General features: G+C 68.5%; 19 protein-coding genes and 1 tRNA gene. 2 read left to right on the forward strand and 18 right to left on the reverse strand.

Translation table 11 applies throughout. From position 1 onward, the window contains the following. Nucleotides 1–27: 27 nt before the first annotated feature. From ACLL9L_RS07000 to ACLL9L_RS07050, 11 genes are all read right to left on the reverse strand, one after another. Nucleotides 28–1,269 carry an Nramp family divalent metal transporter gene (locus tag ACLL9L_RS07000; RefSeq protein WP_411283923.1) on the reverse strand — a complete coding sequence of 414 codons (1,242 nt, stop codon included), beginning with the start codon at nt 1,267–1,269 and terminating at the stop codon, nt 28–30. Between the two features lie 64 nt (nt 1,270–1,333). Then, entirely contained in the window at nt 1,334–2,014 is a 681-nt protein-coding gene (locus ACLL9L_RS07005; RefSeq protein WP_411283924.1) for a hypothetical protein, read from the reverse strand. Then, nucleotides 2,011–3,702, reverse strand: coding sequence for a chaperonin GroEL (groL, locus tag ACLL9L_RS07010; RefSeq protein WP_411283925.1), 1,692 nt, complete (start codon nt 3,700–3,702; stop codon nt 2,011–2,013). The genes ACLL9L_RS07005 and groL overlap by 4 nt, the downstream gene beginning before the upstream one ends. Nucleotides 3,703–3,740: 38 nt before the next feature. Further along, on the reverse strand, nt 3,741–4,766 hold the full coding sequence (locus ACLL9L_RS07015; protein ID WP_411283926.1) for an NAD(P)-dependent alcohol dehydrogenase: 1,026 nt from the start codon (nt 4,764–4,766) through the stop codon (nt 3,741–3,743). Then, nucleotides 4,763–5,470 carry an iron-sulfur cluster assembly protein gene (locus tag ACLL9L_RS07020; protein WP_411283927.1) on the reverse strand — a complete coding sequence of 236 codons (708 nt, stop codon included), beginning with the start codon at nt 5,468–5,470 and terminating at the stop codon, nt 4,763–4,765. Before ACLL9L_RS07020 ends, ACLL9L_RS07015 begins: the two co-directional genes overlap by 4 nt. Further along, entirely contained in the window at nt 5,467–6,528 is a 1,062-nt protein-coding gene (locus ACLL9L_RS07025; RefSeq protein WP_411283928.1) for an amidohydrolase family protein, read from the reverse strand. The genes ACLL9L_RS07020 and ACLL9L_RS07025 overlap by 4 nt, the downstream gene beginning before the upstream one ends. A gap of 52 nt (nt 6,529–6,580) precedes the next feature. After that, nucleotides 6,581–6,955 carry a propane 2-monooxygenase effector subunit MimD gene (mimD, locus tag ACLL9L_RS07030; protein WP_411283929.1) on the reverse strand — a complete coding sequence of 125 codons (375 nt, stop codon included), beginning with the start codon at nt 6,953–6,955 and terminating at the stop codon, nt 6,581–6,583. Beyond that, nucleotides 6,952–8,124: a hypothetical protein gene (locus ACLL9L_RS07035; protein WP_411283930.1), complete on the reverse strand. Its 1,173-nt coding sequence runs from the start codon at nt 8,122–8,124 to the stop codon at nt 6,952–6,954. Before ACLL9L_RS07035 ends, mimD begins: the two co-directional genes overlap by 4 nt. Nucleotides 8,125–8,156: 32 nt before the next feature. Beyond that, a complete protein-coding gene (locus ACLL9L_RS07040) occupies nt 8,157–9,194 on the reverse strand; it encodes an NADH:ubiquinone reductase (Na(+)-transporting) subunit F (protein ID WP_411283931.1) in 1,038 nt (345 codons plus the stop codon). 86 nt (nt 9,195–9,280) lie between these two features. Then, complete coding sequence (locus ACLL9L_RS07045; protein ID WP_411283932.1) at nt 9,281–10,933, reverse strand: hypothetical protein; 1,653 nt, start codon at nt 10,931–10,933, stop codon at nt 9,281–9,283. 132 nt (nt 10,934–11,065) lie between these two features. Beyond that, nucleotides 11,066–11,305 (reverse strand): hypothetical protein, encoded by a 240-nt coding sequence (locus ACLL9L_RS07050; RefSeq protein WP_411283933.1) that lies wholly within the window; start codon nt 11,303–11,305, stop codon nt 11,066–11,068. Nucleotides 11,306–11,547: 242 nt separating this feature from the next. On the opposite strand from ACLL9L_RS07050, the gene ACLL9L_RS07055 reads away from it, so the two are divergent. Next, a complete protein-coding gene (locus ACLL9L_RS07055; protein ID WP_411283934.1) occupies nt 11,548–13,368 on the forward strand; it encodes a sigma-54-dependent Fis family transcriptional regulator in 1,821 nt (606 codons plus the stop codon). 217 nt (nt 13,369–13,585) lie between these two features. On the opposite strand, the gene ACLL9L_RS07060 is transcribed toward ACLL9L_RS07055, so the two are convergent. The 4 genes from ACLL9L_RS07060 to ACLL9L_RS07075 all read right to left on the reverse strand — a co-directional run bounded on the left by ACLL9L_RS07060 (nt 13,586) and on the right by ACLL9L_RS07075 (nt 15,927). After that, nucleotides 13,586–14,341, reverse strand: coding sequence for a cation transporter (locus tag ACLL9L_RS07060; RefSeq protein WP_411283935.1), 756 nt, complete (start codon nt 14,339–14,341; stop codon nt 13,586–13,588). Continuing rightward, nucleotides 14,328–15,287, reverse strand: coding sequence for a cation diffusion facilitator family transporter (locus tag ACLL9L_RS07065; protein ID WP_411283936.1), 960 nt, complete (start codon nt 15,285–15,287; stop codon nt 14,328–14,330). Before ACLL9L_RS07065 ends, ACLL9L_RS07060 begins: the two co-directional genes overlap by 14 nt. Continuing rightward, entirely contained in the window at nt 15,284–15,694 is a 411-nt protein-coding gene (locus ACLL9L_RS07070) for an ArsR/SmtB family transcription factor (protein WP_411283937.1), read from the reverse strand. The genes ACLL9L_RS07065 and ACLL9L_RS07070 overlap by 4 nt, the downstream gene beginning before the upstream one ends. Before the next feature lie 149 nt (nt 15,695–15,843). Further along, a tRNA-Tyr gene (locus ACLL9L_RS07075) sits at nt 15,844–15,927 on the reverse strand. A gap of 115 nt (nt 15,928–16,042) precedes the next feature. Here ACLL9L_RS07075 and ACLL9L_RS07080 point away from each other — a divergent pair. After that, nucleotides 16,043–16,552, forward strand: coding sequence for a YajQ family cyclic di-GMP-binding protein (locus ACLL9L_RS07080; RefSeq protein ID WP_411283938.1), 510 nt, complete (start codon nt 16,043–16,045; stop codon nt 16,550–16,552). 70 nt (nt 16,553–16,622) lie between these two features. Here ACLL9L_RS07080 and pepN read toward each other — a convergent pair whose 3' ends face one another. From pepN to ACLL9L_RS07095, 3 genes are all read right to left on the reverse strand, one after another. Further along, complete coding sequence (pepN, locus tag ACLL9L_RS07085) at nt 16,623–19,115, reverse strand: aminopeptidase N (protein WP_411283939.1); 2,493 nt, start codon at nt 19,113–19,115, stop codon at nt 16,623–16,625. 96 nt (nt 19,116–19,211) lie between these two features. Then, nucleotides 19,212–19,619 carry a universal stress protein gene (locus ACLL9L_RS07090; RefSeq protein ID WP_411283940.1) on the reverse strand — a complete coding sequence of 136 codons (408 nt, stop codon included), beginning with the start codon at nt 19,617–19,619 and terminating at the stop codon, nt 19,212–19,214. After that, nucleotides 19,616–20,062, reverse strand: a 447-nt coding sequence (locus tag ACLL9L_RS07095) for an ATP-binding cassette domain-containing protein (RefSeq protein ID WP_411283941.1), incomplete at its 5' end; no start/stop codon positions are given. The genes ACLL9L_RS07090 and ACLL9L_RS07095, both read right to left, overlap by 4 nt.

The following is a 20,062-nucleotide window of genomic DNA, read 5'->3' on the forward strand; positions in this document are numbered from 1 at the left end:
TGCGACCGTCCCGCGCGACCCCCGCCATCAGCCGGCGACCGTCAGCCACACCAGCGTCAGATTCAAGGCGATGACGACCGCTGTGACGACCACCGCAGCAGCCGTGGTGGATCGGTGGTTCACGAGGGTCCCCATCAGCTCTCTCCTCCGGGTGAACACCACGAGCGGCACGAGGGCGAAGGGGATGCCAAAGGAGAGCACCACCTGCGACAGCACGAGGGTCTGGGTCACGTCGACGCCGATCCAGATGACGACAAGAGCCGGAGCCAGGGTGACGAGCCGCCGCAGGACGATGGGGATCCGCCGGTGCAGGAAGCCCTGCATCACCACCTGGCCCGACAGCGTCCCCACCCCCGACGCGGCGAAGCTGGAGGCCAGGAGAGCCAGCCCGAAAAGCACCGCCGCGGTGGGGCCGAGGGCGGCCCCGAGCCCCGCGTAGGCCGCGTCGATCGACGTGACCGGCGGCACCTGGTCGGACAGGACCCGCGCGGCGACCACAAGCATGCTGACGTTGATCACTCCGGCCAGGCTCATCGCGGAGATCACATCGACCCGCTGGCTTCGCAGCAGGCCCCGCCGTTGCTCCTCCGTCGCTCTCGCATACCGGTGCTGGGTCAGCGAGCCGTGCAGGTAGATGACGTGGGGCATCACCGTCGCCCCGAGCATGCCGGTGGCCAGCAGGAGGCTGCTGGTGCCCTCGAACCTCGGCTCGAGTCCGGACGCGATGGCCGCGGGGTCCACCCCACCGGCGACGAGGCTGTAGACGAACCCGCCCAGCACGACGAGCAACATCCCCGTGATGACCACCTCGAACGGACGGGCCCCTCGCGACTGCACTCCCAGGAGGGCGAAGGCGACGACTGCGGTGATCAGCCCTCCGACGAGCAGGGGGAGGCCGAAGAGCAACCGCAGCGCGATGGCTCCACCGAGCACCTCGGCAAGGTCGGTGGCGATGGCGATGACCTCCGCCTGCGCCCAGAGGACCACGGTCAACCTGCGGGGGCAGACCTCCCGGCAGAGCTCCCCGAGGTTCAGGCCGGTGGCGATGCCGGCCTTGGCGGACAGGTACTGGATGAGCATGGCCACGACGTTGCTGACGACGAGCACCCATACGAGCAGGTAGCCGTAGGTCGCACCGGCCGTGATGTTGGTGGCGAAGTTTCCGGGATCGACGTAGGCGATCGCGGCCACGAAGGCAGGTCCGAGGAGCGGCAGCGGGCCGCGGACGAAGGCGACGGCCGCCGGCCGGGGAGACGTGGACTGATACACCGCCCTCCTCCTGGTGGACAGACCTGCGCTGCTGACCGTGGACGATATCGCCCCTCACGGGGGCCTACTCGCCCGGGGCGCGTTCCCCTTCCGGGTTGGGTGCTTCCGGGGGAGGGGTCTCGGTCACCGCGAGGTCGAGCATCTCGAGCCTGTCCAGGTCGGCCGGTGGGGTGTCCTTGACCTCGGCGAAGAGCTCCTCCTGCCGCGCCGCGATCCGCGCATCTACAGCCGTGCTGAGGGCGTAGGCGATCGCGCCCAGCTGACGCACCGTCACCTCGTCCACGAGGGGCTGCCGGGTCGAGGTGATGGCCACGCCACTTGCCGCACCGAACCCGTCCTGGGCCACCCCCACCGAGAAATGCTCACGGGGGTTCACCTGGGGATCGGCGTAGTGGTCACGCAGTCGCATCAGGATCTGGTGCCACTCGAGCACCTCTGCGCCGGGTTGCGCGGCCGCGACGTCCTCCTCAGTGAGTCCTACGCCCGCCCCGCTGTCCGGGCCCGTCCGGAAGCACCGCGCGTATGAGAGCAGCGCGACGGTCCAGGCAGCCTCGATGCTCACGCCGTCGGGGCCCCCGGGGCCACTCCGGCGGGGGTCCAGCCCCGCGACGAGGTGCTCGCAGCACCGCAGCACGGTCTGGAGCTCCTCGAAGGTCGCGCACAGGCCGGCCAGCTCACCGGCCGCGGCCCCGTCGAGCAGCCGCAGGGCGGTGGGTGGCCCACCCGGGTGCAGGTCCGCCGTCATCCGACCGACGGGCCGAGGCCCAGCGACTGGGGAGTGCTGGAGTCCGGAGAGGGTTGGTGCAGGCCCTCGTCCAGCGGCCCGAACTCGGTCATCAACGCCCTGCTCCCGCCCCACGGAGTCTGCTCCTCGGCGATGAGGGTGTTCGTCGTGAGCAGGAGCCCGGCCACCGAGGCACCGTTCTGGAGCGCCGACCGGGTCACCCGCAGAGGGTCGATGATGCCCATCTCGATCATGTCTCCGTACCGACCCTCGAGGGCGTCAAAACCGCCGTCCACGCCCATCTGCGAGACCTCGGCCACCACTTCCTGCCCGGAGTAGCCAGCGTTGGTGGCGATGAGGTACGTCGGCTCGGACAGGGCACGCCGCACGATCTCCACGCCCACGGCGTAGTCGCTCTTGAGCTCGAGCCCATCCAGGGCCACGGCCGCATGCATCAGGGCCGCGCCGCCACCGGCGACGATGCCTTCTGCCATGGCTGCCCTGGTGGCTGACAGGGCATCCTCGACCCGGTGCTGCAGTTCAGTGAGCTCTGCGTTCGTCGGGGCACCCACCTTGATGACAGCCACCTTGCCCGAGAGGGAGCCGATGCGCTCGGTCAGGACGTCATCGTCGATCCCGAAGGTGGCCCGCTCGAGCTCGGCCCGAAGCTGGGTCACCCGGAAGGCCACCGCCTCAGCGGAACCGGCACCGTCGATGATCGCGGTCCGGTCAGCGGTGACCCGCACCTGCCTCGCCCGGCCGAGCTGGTCGAGCGTCATGTTCTCGAGGCTGAACCCGGCGTGCTTGCTGTAGACCTGACCGCCGGTGATGGTGGCGATGTCCTCAAGCTTGCGCAGGCGGCGGTCACCGAAGCCCGGCGCCCTCGTGGCGACCGCCCGGAACACTCCGTTGACGTGGTTGTGCACGAGCATGCTGAGCGCCGACCCCTCCACGGTCTCGGCGATGACCATCAGGGGTCGGGGTGCCCGCATCACCTTGTCCAGGATAGGCATCAGCTCCTGCACCTTGGTGATCTTCTCGCTGCAGAGCAGGATGTAGGGGTCGTCGAGGATGGCCTCGAGGCTCGCGGGGTGGGTCACCAGGTAGGGCGAGAGGTAGCCGTTCTCGTATTCGAACCCCTCGACGAAGTCCACACTCATCCCGTGGGTCGACGACTCCTCCACGGTGACGATCCCGCCGTCCCCGACCGTGTACAGCGCCTCGGCGATGACGTTGCCGACCACCTCGTCGCTGTTCGCGGAGATGGCGGCGACCCGGGCGTAGTCCGCCTGAGTGACGACCGGATGGGCTACGCCACGCAAGTGCGTGACGAGCAGGCCGACTGCGATGTCGACGCCGCGCTTGACCAGCACGGGGTTTCCCCCGACGCCGATGGCCTTCATGCCCTCCCGGATGATGGCCTGGGCGATGACCGTGGCCGTCGTCGTGCCGTCACCGACGATGTCGTTGGTCTTGATCGCGGCCTCTTTGACCAGCTGGGCGCCCATGTTCTCGAACTGGTCACTGAGGTGGATCTCCCGCGCGATCGTCACCCCGTCGTTCGTGACGACCGGCGACCCCGTGATCTTCTCGAGGATGACGTTGCGGCCCTTCGGCCCCAAGGTCGACTTCACGGCCTCGGCAAGCTGGTCGACTCCGGACTGCAGCAGCATTCTGGCTTCTTCGCCAAATCTCAGATCCTTGGCCATGGGTTCTCCTTTGTCGCGGGTGGTATCGGGGGTGGGGACTACGGCACGAGGATCGCGCGGCCCCTGACGAGGCCTGCATCGAGATCCCGCAGCGCGTCCTGTGCCGCATCGAGCGGATAGGTCTTGGTGTGCAACGTGACCTTCCCGGCCTCGGCCAGGACCATCAGCTCGACGAGCTCGTTGTAGGTGCCGACGATGTTGCCGACGATGTTGCGCTCGGTCGAGATGACGTCGAGCGTGGGGATGGTCAGCGTGCCGCCGTAGCCGATGACGTAGTACGACCCCGAGGGCCGGGTCATGGCGAACCCGTCCTGCTCGGCTCCCTGCTCGGCGACGAAGTCGAGCACCACGTCGGCGCCCTTGCCGCCGGTCATCTCCTGGACGGTCTGGACCTGGCTGCCGTCGGCCACGACGGTGTGGTCGGCGCCGAGCTTCGTGGCGAGCGCGAGGGCGTCCGGGTTGCGGTCGACGACGACGATCGTTGTCGCAGTGAGAGCCTTGAGGCACTGGATCCCGATGTGTCCCAGTCCTCCTGCGCCGATGACGACGCAGGTGGTGCCCGGATAGAGCAGCGGCACGGCCTTGCGGACGGCGTGATATGCCGTGATGCCCGCGTCCGCGAGGGCGGCGACGTCCTCGGGTCGGGTCGACGGGTCGAGCTTGACGCAGGCCCGGGCCGAGGTGAGGAGGTAGTCCGCCATCCCGCCGTCGCTGTCGAGTCCGGGGAAGGCGCTGTTCTCACAGTGCATGTCCTGCCCTGCCCGGCACGCCCGGCACAGGCCGCACGTGGGAGTCGGGTGCAGGATCACGGTGTCGCCCACAGCGACGTTCGTCACCCCGGACCCGATCTCGTGCACCCACCCAGCGTTCTCGTGCCCGATCGTGTAGGGCAGGGCGACCCCCATGGCCTCGGCCCACTGGCCCTCGATGATGTGCAGGTCGGTGCGGCAGACACCGGCCCCGCCAATCTTTACCACGACGTCGAGCGGACCCTTGACGACAGGTTCGGGGACCTCGTCGACAACCGGCTGCTGGTGGTACCCGTGGAGACGGACTGCTCTCATGGTCGTTCCTCTTCCTGGCCGTGGCCCACCGTCGCGGGATACCGCTCGCGCAGCAGGCCGCGGCATACGCCGCTGTTGGCCTCCGCGCTGACCCGGGTCAGCCGGGTCCGCTGTAGGTGCAGGGGAAGCGCTTGCGCACCCACGGCCTTGCCGGTGGTGGCATCGACCAGAAGTGGGGAGTCGTCCCCGGAGGGCAGGCCGAGCTCGGCCCGCCGGGCGCGCAGTCGTTCCCGGTCGGCCGTCGCGGGGGCTTCGCCCAGGGTCAGGACCGCGAGGTCGTCCGTCGTCGCGCCCGCTGCGAGGAGCGGACGGCATACCCGGTCCGTCCCCGCCAGCACGGCCTTTCGGACGAAGTCCGATCTCAGGCTGTCGAGCTCGTCCACCGCCTCGCCGTCGAAGGACTGGACGAAACCGGACCGTGCCGCGACCCCCGCGTTGATGGTGTCGGACGCGAAATGGTCCACCAGGACCACCTCGGTCCGACTGACACCTTCGACCGCGTTCACGGCGTCGTAGGCGTCGGCCACCATCAGGAACGCGAAGTTGGGTGCGCAGAAATACGTCGGCAGCCGCAGACTGACTGCCGCCACCCCGTCCGCCGAGACGGTGCACGACTCCACGAATCCCAGCGAGGTCACTGGTTCGTCAAGCTCGGGGTCGCGCACCGTGTCGAGGGCGGCCAGCACCCGCGAAGCGTCAGTCACACCCGGACACCGCCATCGTCGACGAGCTTGGCGTCGTCCTGCGCAGCCGGGGTCCCGGCCTCACCCTCGAGCTCGCACCCGACCGGCACCTCGATGCCGTAGAGCTTCGCCGCGTTGAGGCCCAGGATCTTCTTCTTGGTGTTGACGTTGACCCTCGGGTAGTCGGAGTACTCGTCGCTGGGGTAGTCCCAGTCGACGAGTCCCTCGACCTGCCACTTCGGCTCCCAGATGCTGTAGTCGCTGCCGAAGGTCATCTTGTCCTCGCCGACCCAGAAGAGCAGCTCGCCCATCACCTTGGCGAAGAACTTCGGCCGGGCGTACATCAGCCCGCCGATGGCGACCGACAGACCGGCGTAGACGTTGGGCTCCTGCGTCGCCATGAAGCAGAAGTCCTCGATCCGCGGCAGACCGACGTGCTCCACGATGAAGTTGAGGTCGGGGAAGTCGGTCGCGGCGTGGTCGACGTCGGAGACGTCGAACGCGTCCTTGTCCAGCGGCCAGATCGTCGGGCCCTTGTGCAGGTGGACATTCTTGATGCCCAGTTCCTGCGCCTTCTCGAGGTAGCGGTAGGCCTCGGGGTCCTTCAGCGTCCAGCCGCGGGACCCGTCCTTCCACTCCGCCGTGTAGAGCTTGACACCCGTGGAGCCCCACCGCTTGACGTTCTCGGCGAGCTCGCGCAGACCGTGATCGCCATCGCGGGGGTCGAACCTCGTGTTGACGATGAACTTCCCGGGGTGCGCCTCGGCCAACGCGCCGTTGCGCTCGGTGGTGTTGAAGCCGTCCTTATACCACTCCTTGAGGTAGGTCGGCTGGAAGACCGCGACGTCGACGTGACCATCCTCGAAGACGTCCTTCATGAGGTCCGCCTCGGAGCACTTCTGGAAGTGCTCGATGGGCCAGTGGGTCTCGGGCGGGCCCAGTCCCTGGTAGGCGTGGAAGCACTCGATCCAGCCCTTGGCGTAGTTCTCATGACCTTTGACCCAGTTCTCCGGGCTGGCGTCCCAGAAATGCATGTGGCTGTCAACCACGAAGTACTTGTGACCGTCTTTCTCGTACATGGGTTCTCCTGAGATTGGGTTCGGACGAGGTGGTGGCGCGGGGAGGCGCAGGTCAGTCCGTGGAGGCCTTGAGGTCGAATCCGATGTATTCGGCGGCGTCCTCGGGGTTGGCGAACATGATGGTCCGGTCGTCGAGGTGGATCATCCGGCCGTAGTGGGTCGACATGTTCTCCTCGAACGCGGCGGCGTCGAAGAAGCCCTCCTCCTCGCCGAGCGCCTCCGAGATCTCGTCGTAGTCGTAGTCCATCCGGCTGACGGCATCGACCCGGATCATCGACGGCAGCGGGGTCACCGTCACGCCTTTCTTGGTGGCCATCACCTCGGCGACGACCGCGCCGACCTGGTTGTTCATCAGGGTGACACCACACATGTTCGACGGCGTGCTGTCCCTCTTGAAGGGGCTCTCGGCGGTCTTGAAGGTGCTCATTGGGTCAGTTCCTTCGGGTCGGTAAGGCCGAGGTCGGACAGGATGCCACTGAAGCGGTGCTTGGCGCGATCGAGGCTGTCCTCGAAGCGTGGCGGCTTGATGTCGGGCTGGGACCACAACGGCTGCAGCTCGCGGGCCGCGGCGATGCACCGGGGCACCCACACCGACAGCCAGCCGTCCATGATCTCCTTGTTGTGGGCGGCGAACTCCTTGTCGCTCACGAGCGGCTCGAACATCGCGGTCGTGTAGAGCAGGTCGCGGTGAGCGTAGTCGTACTCGCCGGCCCCGACCACGGTCGGCGTGACGAAGTCACCGTTGCGCGGCGACGCCTGCTGGATCAGACCGCTGCGGAACAGCTCTCCCACCAGGGGCTCGAAGACCACGTTCGCGGCGAAGATCGCCTCGGCCCAGTCGTCGATCGCCGTCAGCTGCTCGGCCACCCGCCGGACGCCCTGCCAGGCCGGGTCGCTGTTCCACGCCTCGACGTGTGCGGTGCCGTCGAAGTTCTCGATCTCCTCGCTCAGGGTGAGGTTGTAGAGCGCCAGGTCCTGAGCGAACCGGATCCGGTGCATGCTGTTCACCGAGATGGCGTTGTTGTGCATGTTTGTGGGTGCCCGCCGCTGGGCATTGGCGAAGAGGTAGAGGCCCAGGCCCTGCTCGACGTGCATCCACGCGCCGACGTTGCGCTCGACGAACTGCACCCAGTTGGGGTTCCACTGCGCAAAGGCGTCGGTGTGGCGGGCGGTCTCGACGTTCTGGGAGATCTGCCGCTCGACGTTCGAGTTGTAGCGGAAGAAGGTCAGCTCCCACTCCTCGTTGGGGTCACGGAACTCGTGCCACCCGTGGGCCGGCCAGTCATAGCCCTTGCCGCCAGAGCCGGGAAAGCGCTCCGGGACGGGGCGGTCCGATCCCCAGGCCTTGAGGGCGGTCCAGTCCAGCGGGTAGCCGCCGACCCCGTTCGAGAAGCCGTAGAGCCAGCCCTGGCTGAGGTAGTGCCGGGGGTCCGGCTGGACCTCGACGGTGACGTCCTCGTAGTGGGACTGCTTGCGCTTCTTGGGGGTGAAGTAGTTGTAGTTGCGCGCCGTCGAGTCCGGGAACACCTTCGCGCCGGCCTCGGCATCGGTGAACTGCGGCTTGGGAAGGTTGCGCTCTGTCGCGGTGGTGGTCATGTCTGGCACGCCTCTCGTTCGCTCTGGTGCGTTCAGGAAGATCCGGTAGTCGTGAACTTGTCGTAATACACCCGCTTGTCGGGCGCGCCGAGGACGCTGAGCACCTCCATGGCTGCCTCGACCATCGGCGGCGGGCCGCAGACGTAGGAGTCCATCTCGCTGAGGTCGTGCTCGTGCCGCTTGACGACGTCGGTGATGAGCCCGACCTCTCCCTCCCATGGCTCCCCGTCGGCATCGGAGAGAGCCGGGACGTAACGGAAGTTGGGCAGCTGCTCCTCCAGCGCGAGGAGCTCCTTCTCGAAGCAGAGGTCACGTCGACGGCGGGCGCCGTAGTAGAACGTGGCCTTGCGCGTGCTGCCCTTCTCGGCGAGCGCGCGCAGCACCGACAGGATGGGAGCCATCCCTGCTCCACCCCCGACGAAAACAAGATCACAGTCCCGGCCCTCGCGGAGGGTGAAGACCCCGAAGGGACCGACCACCTCCACGCGGGCACCCGGCACGAGCTGGGTGTCCAGGAGCTGTGAGAAGACGCCGTCCGGGTAGACCTTGATGACGAACTCGAGCTGACCGCTCTCCTGCGAGGAGACGTTGGCGATCGAGAACGACCGGGTCGTCTCGGTGCCGGGCACCGTGAGGTCGAAGTACTGCCCCGGGAAGAACGCCACCGCCGTCGGCTCGACGAGACGCAGGATGAGGTGGTGCATGTCGGGCGTGACGAGCTCGTTTGACACGACCTCCGCAACGGCCTCCTGGATGGGCAGGCCGGAGCGGATCATCTCCTCGTCGTAGTTGAGCAGCTCGATGGTCACGTCCTCGTAGACGTGGGCCCGGCACAGGAGTGTCCAGCCCTCGTCCTTCTCGAAGTCGGGCAGGGCAAAGGTGGAGTAGGAGTCCAGCTCGATGTCCTCCCCCTCCAGGACGAAGGACTTGCACGCCGCGCACTGTCCCTCCTTGCACCCGTGCATGAGCATGATGCCCTGCTCCGACGCCGCACGAAGAACGGTCTGCTCTTCGTCGACCTCGATCTCGATGCCGACCGGCTCGAATCGCACGACGTGTTTGTCGGCCATGTCTACCTTTGCTTCTCGGGTGGGACAGCGGGGGAGGTGGCGTGCATATCTGCAGCGCCTCCTCCCCCGCGCCCGTGGGGTGTCCCTCAGACCAGCTCGGGTGCCGGACGCCCAGCCGGACCGCCGCGGATGTAGTTGGCGTGGAACGCCTTCTGCTCCTCGGGCTTCATCTGGTTGAGCAGCACGTTCGGGCTCTGCAGCGGCGGGCAGCGACGCAAGTGGTCCAGGGTCCACATCTTCTTGGGATCCAGGTTCAGGTGCGGTTGCGCGACGAGCGTCTTTCCGTCGTCGCGGACGTAGCCCATGTCGGAGACGACGTCGGCCCAGTTCCAGCCGTGGTAGAGCGTCTCCCACTCACGCTTGCCGATGAGAGCGCCCATGTTCGGGGTCTGGCGTCCCTGGTAGGTGGGACGGAAGGCCTCGACGTCGGTCCACCGGCACGCCTCGTGGCAGTAGGTCCGCATCTGGCCGTCGACCTCGGCCATGACCATGTCCTCACGGACGAGGCACGGCACCATGCAGGTCCAGCAGCGGTGCGGGTACTGGTACTGGACGTCCTCGAAGACGATCGGGTTGTGCCCGTTCGGCATCGAGAGCCGGTTGTAGTTCTCCCACCATGCGCCGTACTTGTCGTACCAGCCCGGGTACTTGTACTCGAACCACTCGAAGTCCTTGTCCGTCATCGGGTCCATGCGCCAGTAGTTGGCGAGCCACCCGGTGCAGAAGAACTGGGCGACCTCATGCACATAGCCCTTGTTCCAGATCTGGTTCCACGACTCCTCGATCAGGTCGTGGGGGATGACCAGGCCGTACTTCTCGAGCGGCACGAGGTAGCTGCGGTAGTAGTCGTCGTAGATCCACCGACGCCACATCTCCGCATAGCTCTCGCGGTCCTTGCGACGGTCCTTCGTGCCGTACTCGATGAAGGTGCCGATCGCCGCGTCGACGACCCGGTGGTTGTTCCACCAGGCGTAACGCAGGTCCCGCTCGAGCAGCTGGTGGTTGCCTTCGTCGGCCAGGGCCATGAGCAGCGTGGCGTAGCCGTTGCTGATGTGTCGGGACTCGTCCGACTGGACAGAGTGGAAGACGGTCGGCAGGAGGTAGTCGCCGTTGGCAGCGGCTTCAGCCGGCATCGCGACGAACAAGGTGTTGGTGAAGGCCGTCTCGGCCACGATGGTGAGGTAGATGCTCGCAGCGGTGATGGCGTCACCGGTGATGAACCCCTCCGCGAACTGGCGTCCGATCGTCCCGCAGTAGTCGTTCTGGAAGTTCTTGAGGCTGCTGTTGAAGCCGGCGGGATCGATGTAGTTGTTCATGTACAGGCGCTTGAGGTTCTGCTGGATCGTCGAGTGGCGGACCTCGTCGATCATCTGGATGGCCTGCCCGTTGTGCAGCTCGGGGTTGGGCACGTTGCGGAAGAGCAACGGCATCGCTCGTGCTGCCGAGATCTCGGGCAGCGGGATGATGCTCAGGAACAGCTTCTGCCACTCGAGCCACCGCTCCTGCACCTGACGGAACATGTTGCCGCGGATCGCGCCGTCGGCGGCGCCGTAGACCCGGTGGTCCTTCTCCTCCTGCATCGGGAAGTAGGACCGCAGCACCTGCTTGAGCGGGTCCTTCTTCTTGGCCTTCTGGAACGTGTAGTCAGTCCCGTACTGGGAAACCGGCTCATGGTACAGCGGCTCCCAGGCGAGCTCCTGAATCTTTTCGTGCGCCTTAGCCACGCTTTGGCGACTCATCGACACTCCTCAGTTAAGTGACAGGGACAACGACCCCAGACGTTGTGGCCGTTGAGGCTCATACAACCCATTGCCCGTAGTGACGGGGGTCTCACGTTGAGACGAGCCCGAGGTCCGGTCCGGATCCGGGCGTCACTTCTCCTTGAAGACCGCGACGCGCAGCTGCTCGAGGTGCGCATGCACCTCGCGCATCACCTCGCGGTTGCCCTCCGCCGCCGGCTGGATCCCCAGCGCCTCCAGCAGGGCCCGTGCCGGTGGACCCGGATCCCCGCTCTCCCCGAGGACGGGGTGCAGGCCCTGTTCGGCGAGATGGGCGAAGACCAGGTTGACCACGGTCCAGGGGTTGTAGGTCTCGGCGTCTGTTCGGTCCACGTGTTCCATTGGCTCAGCTCCACGTCCGCGCTTGACTCTCGGTCCGGGCCTGTGGTGGCAGGCGCCGCCGGCCCCGGCAGGAGCCGTGGGAAATGGTTTATCCCGCAGACCCCCCACGGACTGTCTCAGTCTGAGACACTTACACCGAGATGCAGATGCCTACGCTCCATGGCAGGCAGGGTGGCATCACCGGAGGACCCGGCTCGACGAGCGGCCAACGACGGTCGCGGAAACAGGTGACCATGGCGGCACCCACGGTGCGCGGACGACCGCGTCGCTCACCCCAGGACCTCATCGCCAGCGACCGGATCCATTTCCTCTGCGCCGAGCCGCTCGACCCCCGCTACGTCCGGAGCCCCATCTTCTCGTCGTGGCAACGGTCCAAGGACTTCAACATCGCGGCCGACCGGATCCGCCAGGAACACACCACCGACATCGATGGCGACACGCCCATCACCCGCAGCGCGAACCCGGTCCTGCGCAACCTGCGCATGCAGCTGGACGACCAGCCGATGAGCATCATCCTCACCGACGCCACCGGGCTGGTGCTCTCAAGGCAGAGCGGCAACGACCAGCTCGACCGCTACCTGGACAGTATCCAGCTCGCGCCCGGCTTTCGGTATGCCGAGGAGAACGTGGGCACGAACGGCATCGGCATGGCGCTCGAGGTGGGCGGCCCGGCATACGTGTTCGGCCATGAGCACTACGCCGAGAACCTCGAGGAGCTGTCCTGCGTCGGGGTCCCGATCCGTCACCCGATCTCGGGGCGTACCGTCGCGGTGCTCGATCTCACCTGCTGGACCAAGGACGCGGGTCCGTTGCTGCTCACGCTCGCGAAGAACACCGCCGAGCAGATCCGCCAGGCCCTGCTGGCCGGTGCCGGGGCACAGCAGCTGGAGCTGCTTCAGGAGTACCTGCGCACCTGCCGACGCCTGCCCGGAATCGTGTTCGCCGTGACGGGTGACACCGTCATCCTCAATGAGCAGGCCCGCACCATGCTCGACCCGTTGGACCAGGCCTCCCTCCTCGCGCACGCCGGTGAGTCCCTGACGGGCAGTCAGCGCCAGTCGCTCCGGGTCGAGCTCCCCTCGGGCGCGTTCGCGACGATGTATGGGCGTCCGGTCGGCGAGCAGACCCTCGGCAGGGGAGCCGTCATCCACGTGAAGATGGGCCCTCCTGCGGTGCCGGAGCGCCCGGCCCAGCACACGACGGTCCGGATGCAGCTCCCGGGGTTGGTTGGCTCGGACCCCGTGTGGCTGCGCGCCTGCCGCGAGGTCGAGACGGCGTCGCGGACCGGCGAGTGGCTGGCGCTGTCCGGAGAGGCAGGCGTCGGCAAGCTCGCCCTGCTGCAGGCGGTCCAGCTCCGACACCAACCGGTCCGTCGCGTCACGGTGCTCGACGGGGCCGGCGCGCACACCGACCCGGACTGGTCCAGCGCCATTGACGCCGCACTCGACGGGCCGCACCACGGCCTCGTGGTCCGACACGTCGACGCGCTGGAGGGGCCGAGACTCCGCGAGCTGACCTCAGCCCTGGGCAAGGTCAACCGCACCGCCGGGGAGAACCACGTCTGGGTGGCCGTCACCCTCGGCCGGATGCAGGGGCACCGCGCCAACCGCGACCTGACCGCCCTGATGGCCTTGTTCCCGAAGACGGTCGTGGTGCCTCCGCTGCGCCTGCACCTGGGCGACATGCCGGCCCTCGTGTCGTTCTTTCTCGGCCGGCTGGGCCCCAACGAACAGCTCACCTGCTCTCCCGAGGCGATGGCGACGTTGGCGCGGGGGGCGTGGCCCGGCAACGCCCAGGAGGTCCTCGACGTCCTGCGCGACGTCATCCGGCACCGCAGGACCGGCACCATCCAGCTCGACGACCTGCCGCCCGGGGTGCGCACGGTGAGCCGCCGCCGCCTCAGCCTCATCGAGGCGATGGAACGGGACGCAGTCGTCCAGTCCCTCATCGACTCGAACGGCGACAAGACCAAGGCGGCCATCTCACTGGGGATGTCCCGGGCCACGATCTACCGCAAGATCCATGACTTCGGGATCGTGGTCTCCCCCCGCTAGCCCGCCGCGGGCCGATTCAGCCCCAGTGGTCCCCCGCTCTCATCGGATGAGATCAGGTTTGGTGACCCCGTCGCTCGGGCAGGGAGTGGTCACGGCGGCGCACGTTTCCTGAGGCATTCGCGGCCGAGCCCCGGGGGCTTCGACAATGAGTGGCTCCCGGGGCGTCCACACCCTTTCCGCCTTCGACGTCGCGAGAGCGGTCGGCCGCGTGACCCCGTCAGCAGCAGGCGTCCCCGCGCCAGGCTTCGACGCCCTCGTAGACGGCCCACCCGGCCAGGAGGAGCCCGACTGCCGGATCCAGCCAGGACCAGCCGAGGGTGGCGGTCGCGGTCAGCCCGACCAGGACCGCTGCAGCCTGGGCCGCGCACATGAGGTTCTGCAGGCCCTCCCCGGACGTGGCTTCGGAGCCCAGCCGCGCACCGAGCCGCTGCTTGGCCCGACCGAGGAGCGGCATGACGACCAGGCTGGCTGCGGTGACAACCAGACCGAGCGTGCTGCTGGTGACGTCCTGGCCACCGACCAGGTCGCGCAGCGACTCGACCACGAGGTAGGGGGCGAGCAGGAAGAAGGAGAGGGCGACGGCTCGTTGCGCGTGTCGCTCGGCACCCTCCGACAAGGTCCTGCTGCCGGTGAACCGCCAGATGACGATGATCGAGGCCAGGCCTTCGATGACCGAGCCCAGGGCCCAGCCGACCAGGGAGATCGAGCCCGCTGAAACCCCGGCGGCCAGCCCGAGCGCGCCCTCACCGGTCATCCAGGCCAAGGAGAACCACGACAGTGCCCTCGCACGACGGGCCGCGCGCAGCCACCCGGCATCCGCACCCGCTGCGTCCGCGCCTGCTGCATCCGCACCCGCGGCGGCCGGTCCGGCGCACCAGTCGTCATCGTGCTGCGCGGCGTCCGTGAGGGCGTCTTCGCCCGGTGGGCGGGCCACCGGCAGGCGGACAGCGGGACGGGACTCAGGGGTGGTCATGGTGTTCGTGGTCCCCGTGGCTGGCCGGCTCGAACTGGAAGGTGGAGTGTTCGACGTCGAAGTGGCCCACCAGGCAGTCCTGCATCTGGTCCAGCAGCTGCGGGGTGTGGCCGTCGTGGAAGCAGTCGTCGTCGACCACCACGTGCGCCGACAGCGCGGGCAGGTCGGAGGTGACGGTCCACACGTGCAGGTCGTGCACGTCGAGGACGTGGTCGTTCTCGCGCAGGTGGTCCCGGATCTGGTCGAGGTCCACCCCCGCCGGTGCGGCCTCGAGCAGGATCCGCCCGGAGTCGCGCAGCAGTCCCCAGGCGGCATGGAACATCAGCACCACGACGACCAGGGAGGCGATCGCGTCCGCGCGGGTGAACCCGGTCGCCACGATCACCACCCCGGCGACGAAGGTGGCGACGAAGGCGTAGAGGTCGGTCAGGATGTGCTGGAACGCGCCTTCGACGTTGAGGCTGGACCGGTTGGCCCTGGCCAGGACCCAAGCCGCGGCCAGGTTCACGACAACCCCGAGCAGGGCCACCACCAGGACCGGCGTGCCCTGCACCGGCGGCGGGTCGAGGAGGCGCCGGATCGCCTCGAAGGCGACCAGGGCCCCGACCACCAGCAGGGTGATGCCGTTGCCCGCGGCGGAGAGGATCTCGGCGCGCTTCCACCCGAAGGTCCACGACCCGGTGGCCGGGCGTGCGGCGAGGCGGATCGCCCACAGCGACGCACCGATCGCGCCGGCGTCGGTGAGCATGTGACCGGCATCGGACAGGAGAGCCAACGAGCCCGAGGTCAGCGCGACGACGACCTCGACGACCATGAACCCGACGATCAGGGCCAGGGCGATGCTCAGGTAGCGGGTGTCGGCGCCAGCGGCAACCCCATGAGTATGCCGTGGCCGGGCGACGGTCTCCGAGCCGGTCGCCCCGACGCGGCGATGGTCGTCGCTCATGGCGATTCCTCATGCTCGGGGTGGATCGCGGTGGTGTGACCGGTGTGGGTCAGCCCCAGGTCGAGCAGCATCCGCACGTGCCCGTCAGCCAGCCGGTAGAACGCCATCCGGCCGCGCCGGTTCACCGACACCACCCGGTGCGCGCGCAGCAGCCGCAACGCGTGGGACACGGCGCTCTCGCTCATCCCCGTGACCGAGGCCAGGTCGCAGACGCAGAGCTCCCCGGCCTCCAGCAACGCCACCAGCAACCGCAACCGTCCCGGCTCGCCCAGCAGGCAGAACACGTCCGCGAGGTCGCTGACGGCTCCCTCTCCGGGCATCGCCTCGGCCACCTGGGCGACCTTGACCGGGTCGACCAGCTTCAGCCCACACGCGTCGATCGACATGACCGCCTTCGCCTTAACCATCTGGAACCCCTATGTCTGAACAGGTGTGCAGATGTCAGGATAGCGCGGCCGACGACCCGGTGGACCCGCTGGGGGTGTCGTCACCTCCCGGCCACGGACAAAGGGCCCCTCAACAGCGTCTCCGCTGGTCAGGGGCCCTTTGACACCGGTGGTGGCAGGTGAAGGATTCGAACCTTCGAAGCTTTCGCGATGGATTTACAGTCCACTCCCATTGGCCGCTCGGGCAACCTGCCGTGGTGCGCATGGAAGGATAGCAAGCAACCGTCGGGCCGCTGAAATCACCCCGAATCTGGCCGGGCCGGCGCCAGCGCAGCACCCCCAGAGACCAGACCGACCCTAAGGAACGCCATGGCTGACTCGTCGTTCGACATCGTGAGCAAGATCGACAAGCAGGAGGTCGCCAACGCCCTCAACACCGCCTCCAAGGAGGTGTCGACCCGTTACGACTTCAAGAACGTCGGCGCCTCGATCGAGTTCTCCGGCGAGGAGAAGGTCCTCATCAAGGCCAACTCCGAGGAGCGCGCCCTCGCCGTCCTCGATGTCTTCCAGACCTGGCTGATCAAGCGGAAGGTCTCGCTCAAGCACCTCGACTACGGCAACGACGACAAGACGCCGACGCCGCGCATCTCCGGCAAGGAGTACCGCCTCGAGATCGGGCTCAAGGAGGGCATCTCCCAGGAGGTCGCCAAGAAGATCGGCAAGATCATCCGCGACGAGGGCCCGAAGTCGGTCAAGTCGCAGATCCAGGGCGACGAGCTGCGGGTGACGAGCAAGTCGCGCGACGACCTCCAGGCGGTGCAACAGCTGCTCAACGGCAAGGACCTCGACACCGCCCTGCAGTACACCAACCGCCGCTGACCCCTCGCCCGTCAGCGCCGGTCAACGCCGGTCAGCGCCGGTCAGCGCCGTCAGCGCGCGGCACCGCCCGTCAGCGGGCCCAGCGCTCCCGGGAGGCGAGCGCCTCGCCCAGGGCCCACGCCCCGTCGAGCAGGTTGCGGGACACCGCAGGTGTGAGGTCGGTGCGGGTCAACGCCGCGGCACCCAGCTCGGCGGTGGCGGTCTCGACCACCCGCGGAAAGCCGAGCTTGACGACCCGGGCGAGCGCGTCCTCGCCGAGCCACCCGATGAGGTCGGGGACCTCGTCGAAGAACCGGGCGACGTAGGGGCGGACGAGCTCGAGGTCGGGGGTGACCCAGAACCCGGCCGCGAGTGCGTTGAGCTCGTGGTTGGACCGGCCGGTGCGCCGGGTCAGCTGCCCCCAGGCCCAAGACTTGGCCTCGGGTGTCGGGACGGTGGCCCGGACCCGCAGCGCGGTCGCCTGCCCCGAGATGGTGCGGTCCTGCGCCTCGACGGCCTCGATTCCCGCCTCGTCGAGCAGCCCGCGCCGGGCCAGGTTGGCGACGACGTCCCAACGGAAGTCGGTGTCGCCGGACAGGCCGGCCGGCAGGCCCTCCCCCGCGACCCACCGACGGAGCAGGTGCTCGTCGTCCGTGACGGCCGCGATGGTCCGAGCCGCGACGAGCGCCCGGGTGGACCCGGCCTCGGCCACGTCGAGCAGCCGCGTTGCCGCGCCGGACAGCCGCAGCCATGCCTCGTCGTGCTCTGCCTCGGGAAGGAAGTCGGGGATGAGCCGGCGGGTGACCTCGTCGGCGACCCGCTCGACGATCGCCGAGCTGGTCTCCTGCGTCCAGCCGGCGTCGACGAGGTCCAGCACTGTGCGCGGATCGAGGCTCCCTCGGGCGACACCGTCGATGAGGGCGCCCCACACGACGGTGCGGGCCACCGCATCCGGGATGGCGGCTAGCTGGTCGGGCAGGGCGTCGAGGACCGCCTGCGAGAGGTCCACGCCGGCCCAGGTCAGGTCGCCGGCATTGGGCACGAGGACCGCCGGGAGGGGACGGCCGACGAGCTCGGGCAGTGGCGTCTCGTCCCCGGTGACGAGGACCGTCGTGCGCACGGCCTCGACCCCGTCGGTGAAACCCGCGACGTCGAGGGCGTGCGGACGGTCGGCCCGGTCGCCCGCTGGGACGACCCGACGCAGCGTCGCCGCGGTGACCTGCCCCGCGACGACGGTCGTCTCGACGGACAGCCGGTCCCGGCCTGCAGTGAGGAGCCACGCCCGGCTCCACGCACCGAGGTCCTTTGCGCTCACCGACTCGAGCGCCGCGAGGAGGTCGGCCAGGCTGCCGTTGCCGAAGGCGTGCTCCTTCAGGTATGCCGCCGTCCCCTCGATGAACGCGTCGTCACCCACGTAGGCGATGAGCTGGCGCAGCACCGAGGCGCCCTTGGCGTAGGAGATCCCGTCGAAGTCCTGCAGCGCCGCGTCCGCGTCGAGGGCCGGCGCCCCCGCCACGGGATGGGTGCTGGGAGCCCGCTCCGCGGCATACCCCCATGTCTTGCGGGAGATGCCGAACGAGACCCAGGCATCGGTGAACTCCGTTGCCGCGACGAGCGTTCGGCTCCCCAAGTACTCCGCGAACGACTCGTTGAGCCACAGGTCGTCCCACCACCGCATCGTCACGAGATCCCCGAACCACATGTGCGCCAGCTCGTGGGCGACGGTCCGGGCCCGGGTCAGCAGGGAGTCGTCGCTGGCCGCCCCCCGGAAGAGCTGGGAGTCGCGCAGGATGATGCAGCCGGGGTTCTCCATCGCGCCGGCGTTGAACTCGGGGACGTAGACCTGGTGGTACTCGCCGAACGCATAGCGGATGCCGAAGAGCGAGTGGTAGTGGTCGAAGGACGCGGCGGTCACCTCGATCAGGTCGGCGGCCCACCGCTGCAACGGTTCGCGCATCGACGCGCGGGCGTGCAGGCCAAGGGGTATGCCGTCGTGCACGGCCCGCACGGACACCCAGGGACCCGCGCAGACGGTGACGAAGTACGTCGCGAGCGGCGGCGTCGTCGCCAGCCGCCACCTGCCGTCGCCGAGGTCGGTCGCCGCCCCGTTGCCGAGCACCGCTGCGCCGTCGGGCGCCGAGACGCGCACGGAGTAGGGCGCCTTGAGGTCCGGCTGGTCGAAGCAGGCGAAGATGCGGGGAGCGGCGTCGAGGAAGGCGTGACCGTAGACGTAGGCCTCCCCGTCCGCGGGGTCGACGGACCGGTGGAGCCCCTGCCCGTCGCGGCTGTAGGCCATCGTCGCGGCGCACACGAGCTCGTTGTCGGCAGCGAGGTCCTCGAGGATCAGGCGCCCGTCGACGACGCACGAGGGGTCGAGCTGTCGCCCGTTGAAGGTGATCCCGTGGACCTCGCTCGCCCGCACGTCGAGGAACGTCTCTCCGCCAGGCCGGTGACCCGTGAAGCGGATCGTGCTGACACTCCCGAAGACCGTGGGACCGGTGCGCAGGTCGAGGGCCACGTCGTAGGACGTCACGGTGATCGCGCGACCGCGGTCCAGGGCTTCCCGGCGAGTCAGGCTCGGCATCGACCAACCCTCGCACAACGCCGTTCGGCCACCTGCATGTTGTTCCGCAGGAGGCCGAACGGTGGGGACGACACTGGTGTCAGGACGAGACCTGGCTCAGGCCGGCGCCCGCAGCCGGGGTTTCACCGCGAGGACGGCACAGTTGGCATCGAGGAGGATCTGCTGGGCGGTGCTACCCGTGAGGAGCTTGCCGACCGGAGAGCGCCGCCGGATGCCGATGACGATGAGGTCTGCACCGGTCTCGGCGGCCGCCTCGAGGATGGCGTCGGCAGCCGAGCCGCCGTCGGTCGGGCGCCGGATCTCGTGCTCCACCCCGGCCGCCGTCAGCTGGGCGTCGAGGGCATCGACGTCCTGCTCCGTGGCGTAGGTGGGATGCGAGAAGTCGCCGTAGTGACCCGTGTTGACGACGATGAGCGGGGAAGCGGCCCGCTGGGCCTCGGCGATCGCCGAGTCGACGGCGGCTGAGCCCTCCTCGGTCGGGATGTAGCCGACGACGATGGTCATGGCGCCGGCTCCGCCCGGGGGTCAGCGGCCCGTGCGTCGTTGCCGTCGACGGTCATCGCCCCCGTCATGATGGCGACGCCGTCGTTCATCGTGTGCGACTCCGGCGTGACCACCGCGGCCCGACGGGCGAGCCGTTGGATGTGGATGCGGTCAGCGACCTCCCACACGTGGGGCATGTTGTGGCTGATGAGGATGACCGGCAGGCCCGCGTCGCGCAGCCGCCTGATCATGTCCAGCACCGCGTTGCCCTCCTTGACCCCGAGCGCGGCAGTCGGCTCGTCGAGGATGACGACCTTGCTGCCGAAGGCCGCCGCCCGCGCCACGGCGACGGCCTGTCGCTGACCACCCGAGAGGGTCTCGACGGCCTGACCCATGTTCTGGATCGTCTGGATGCCGAGACCCTGGACCGACGCGCTGGCCCGCTCCCTCATGCCCTTCTTGTC

This window comes from Lapillicoccus sp. (assembly GCF_046595215.1).
GTDB lineage: Bacteria > Actinomycetota > Actinomycetes > Actinomycetales > Dermatophilaceae > Lapillicoccus.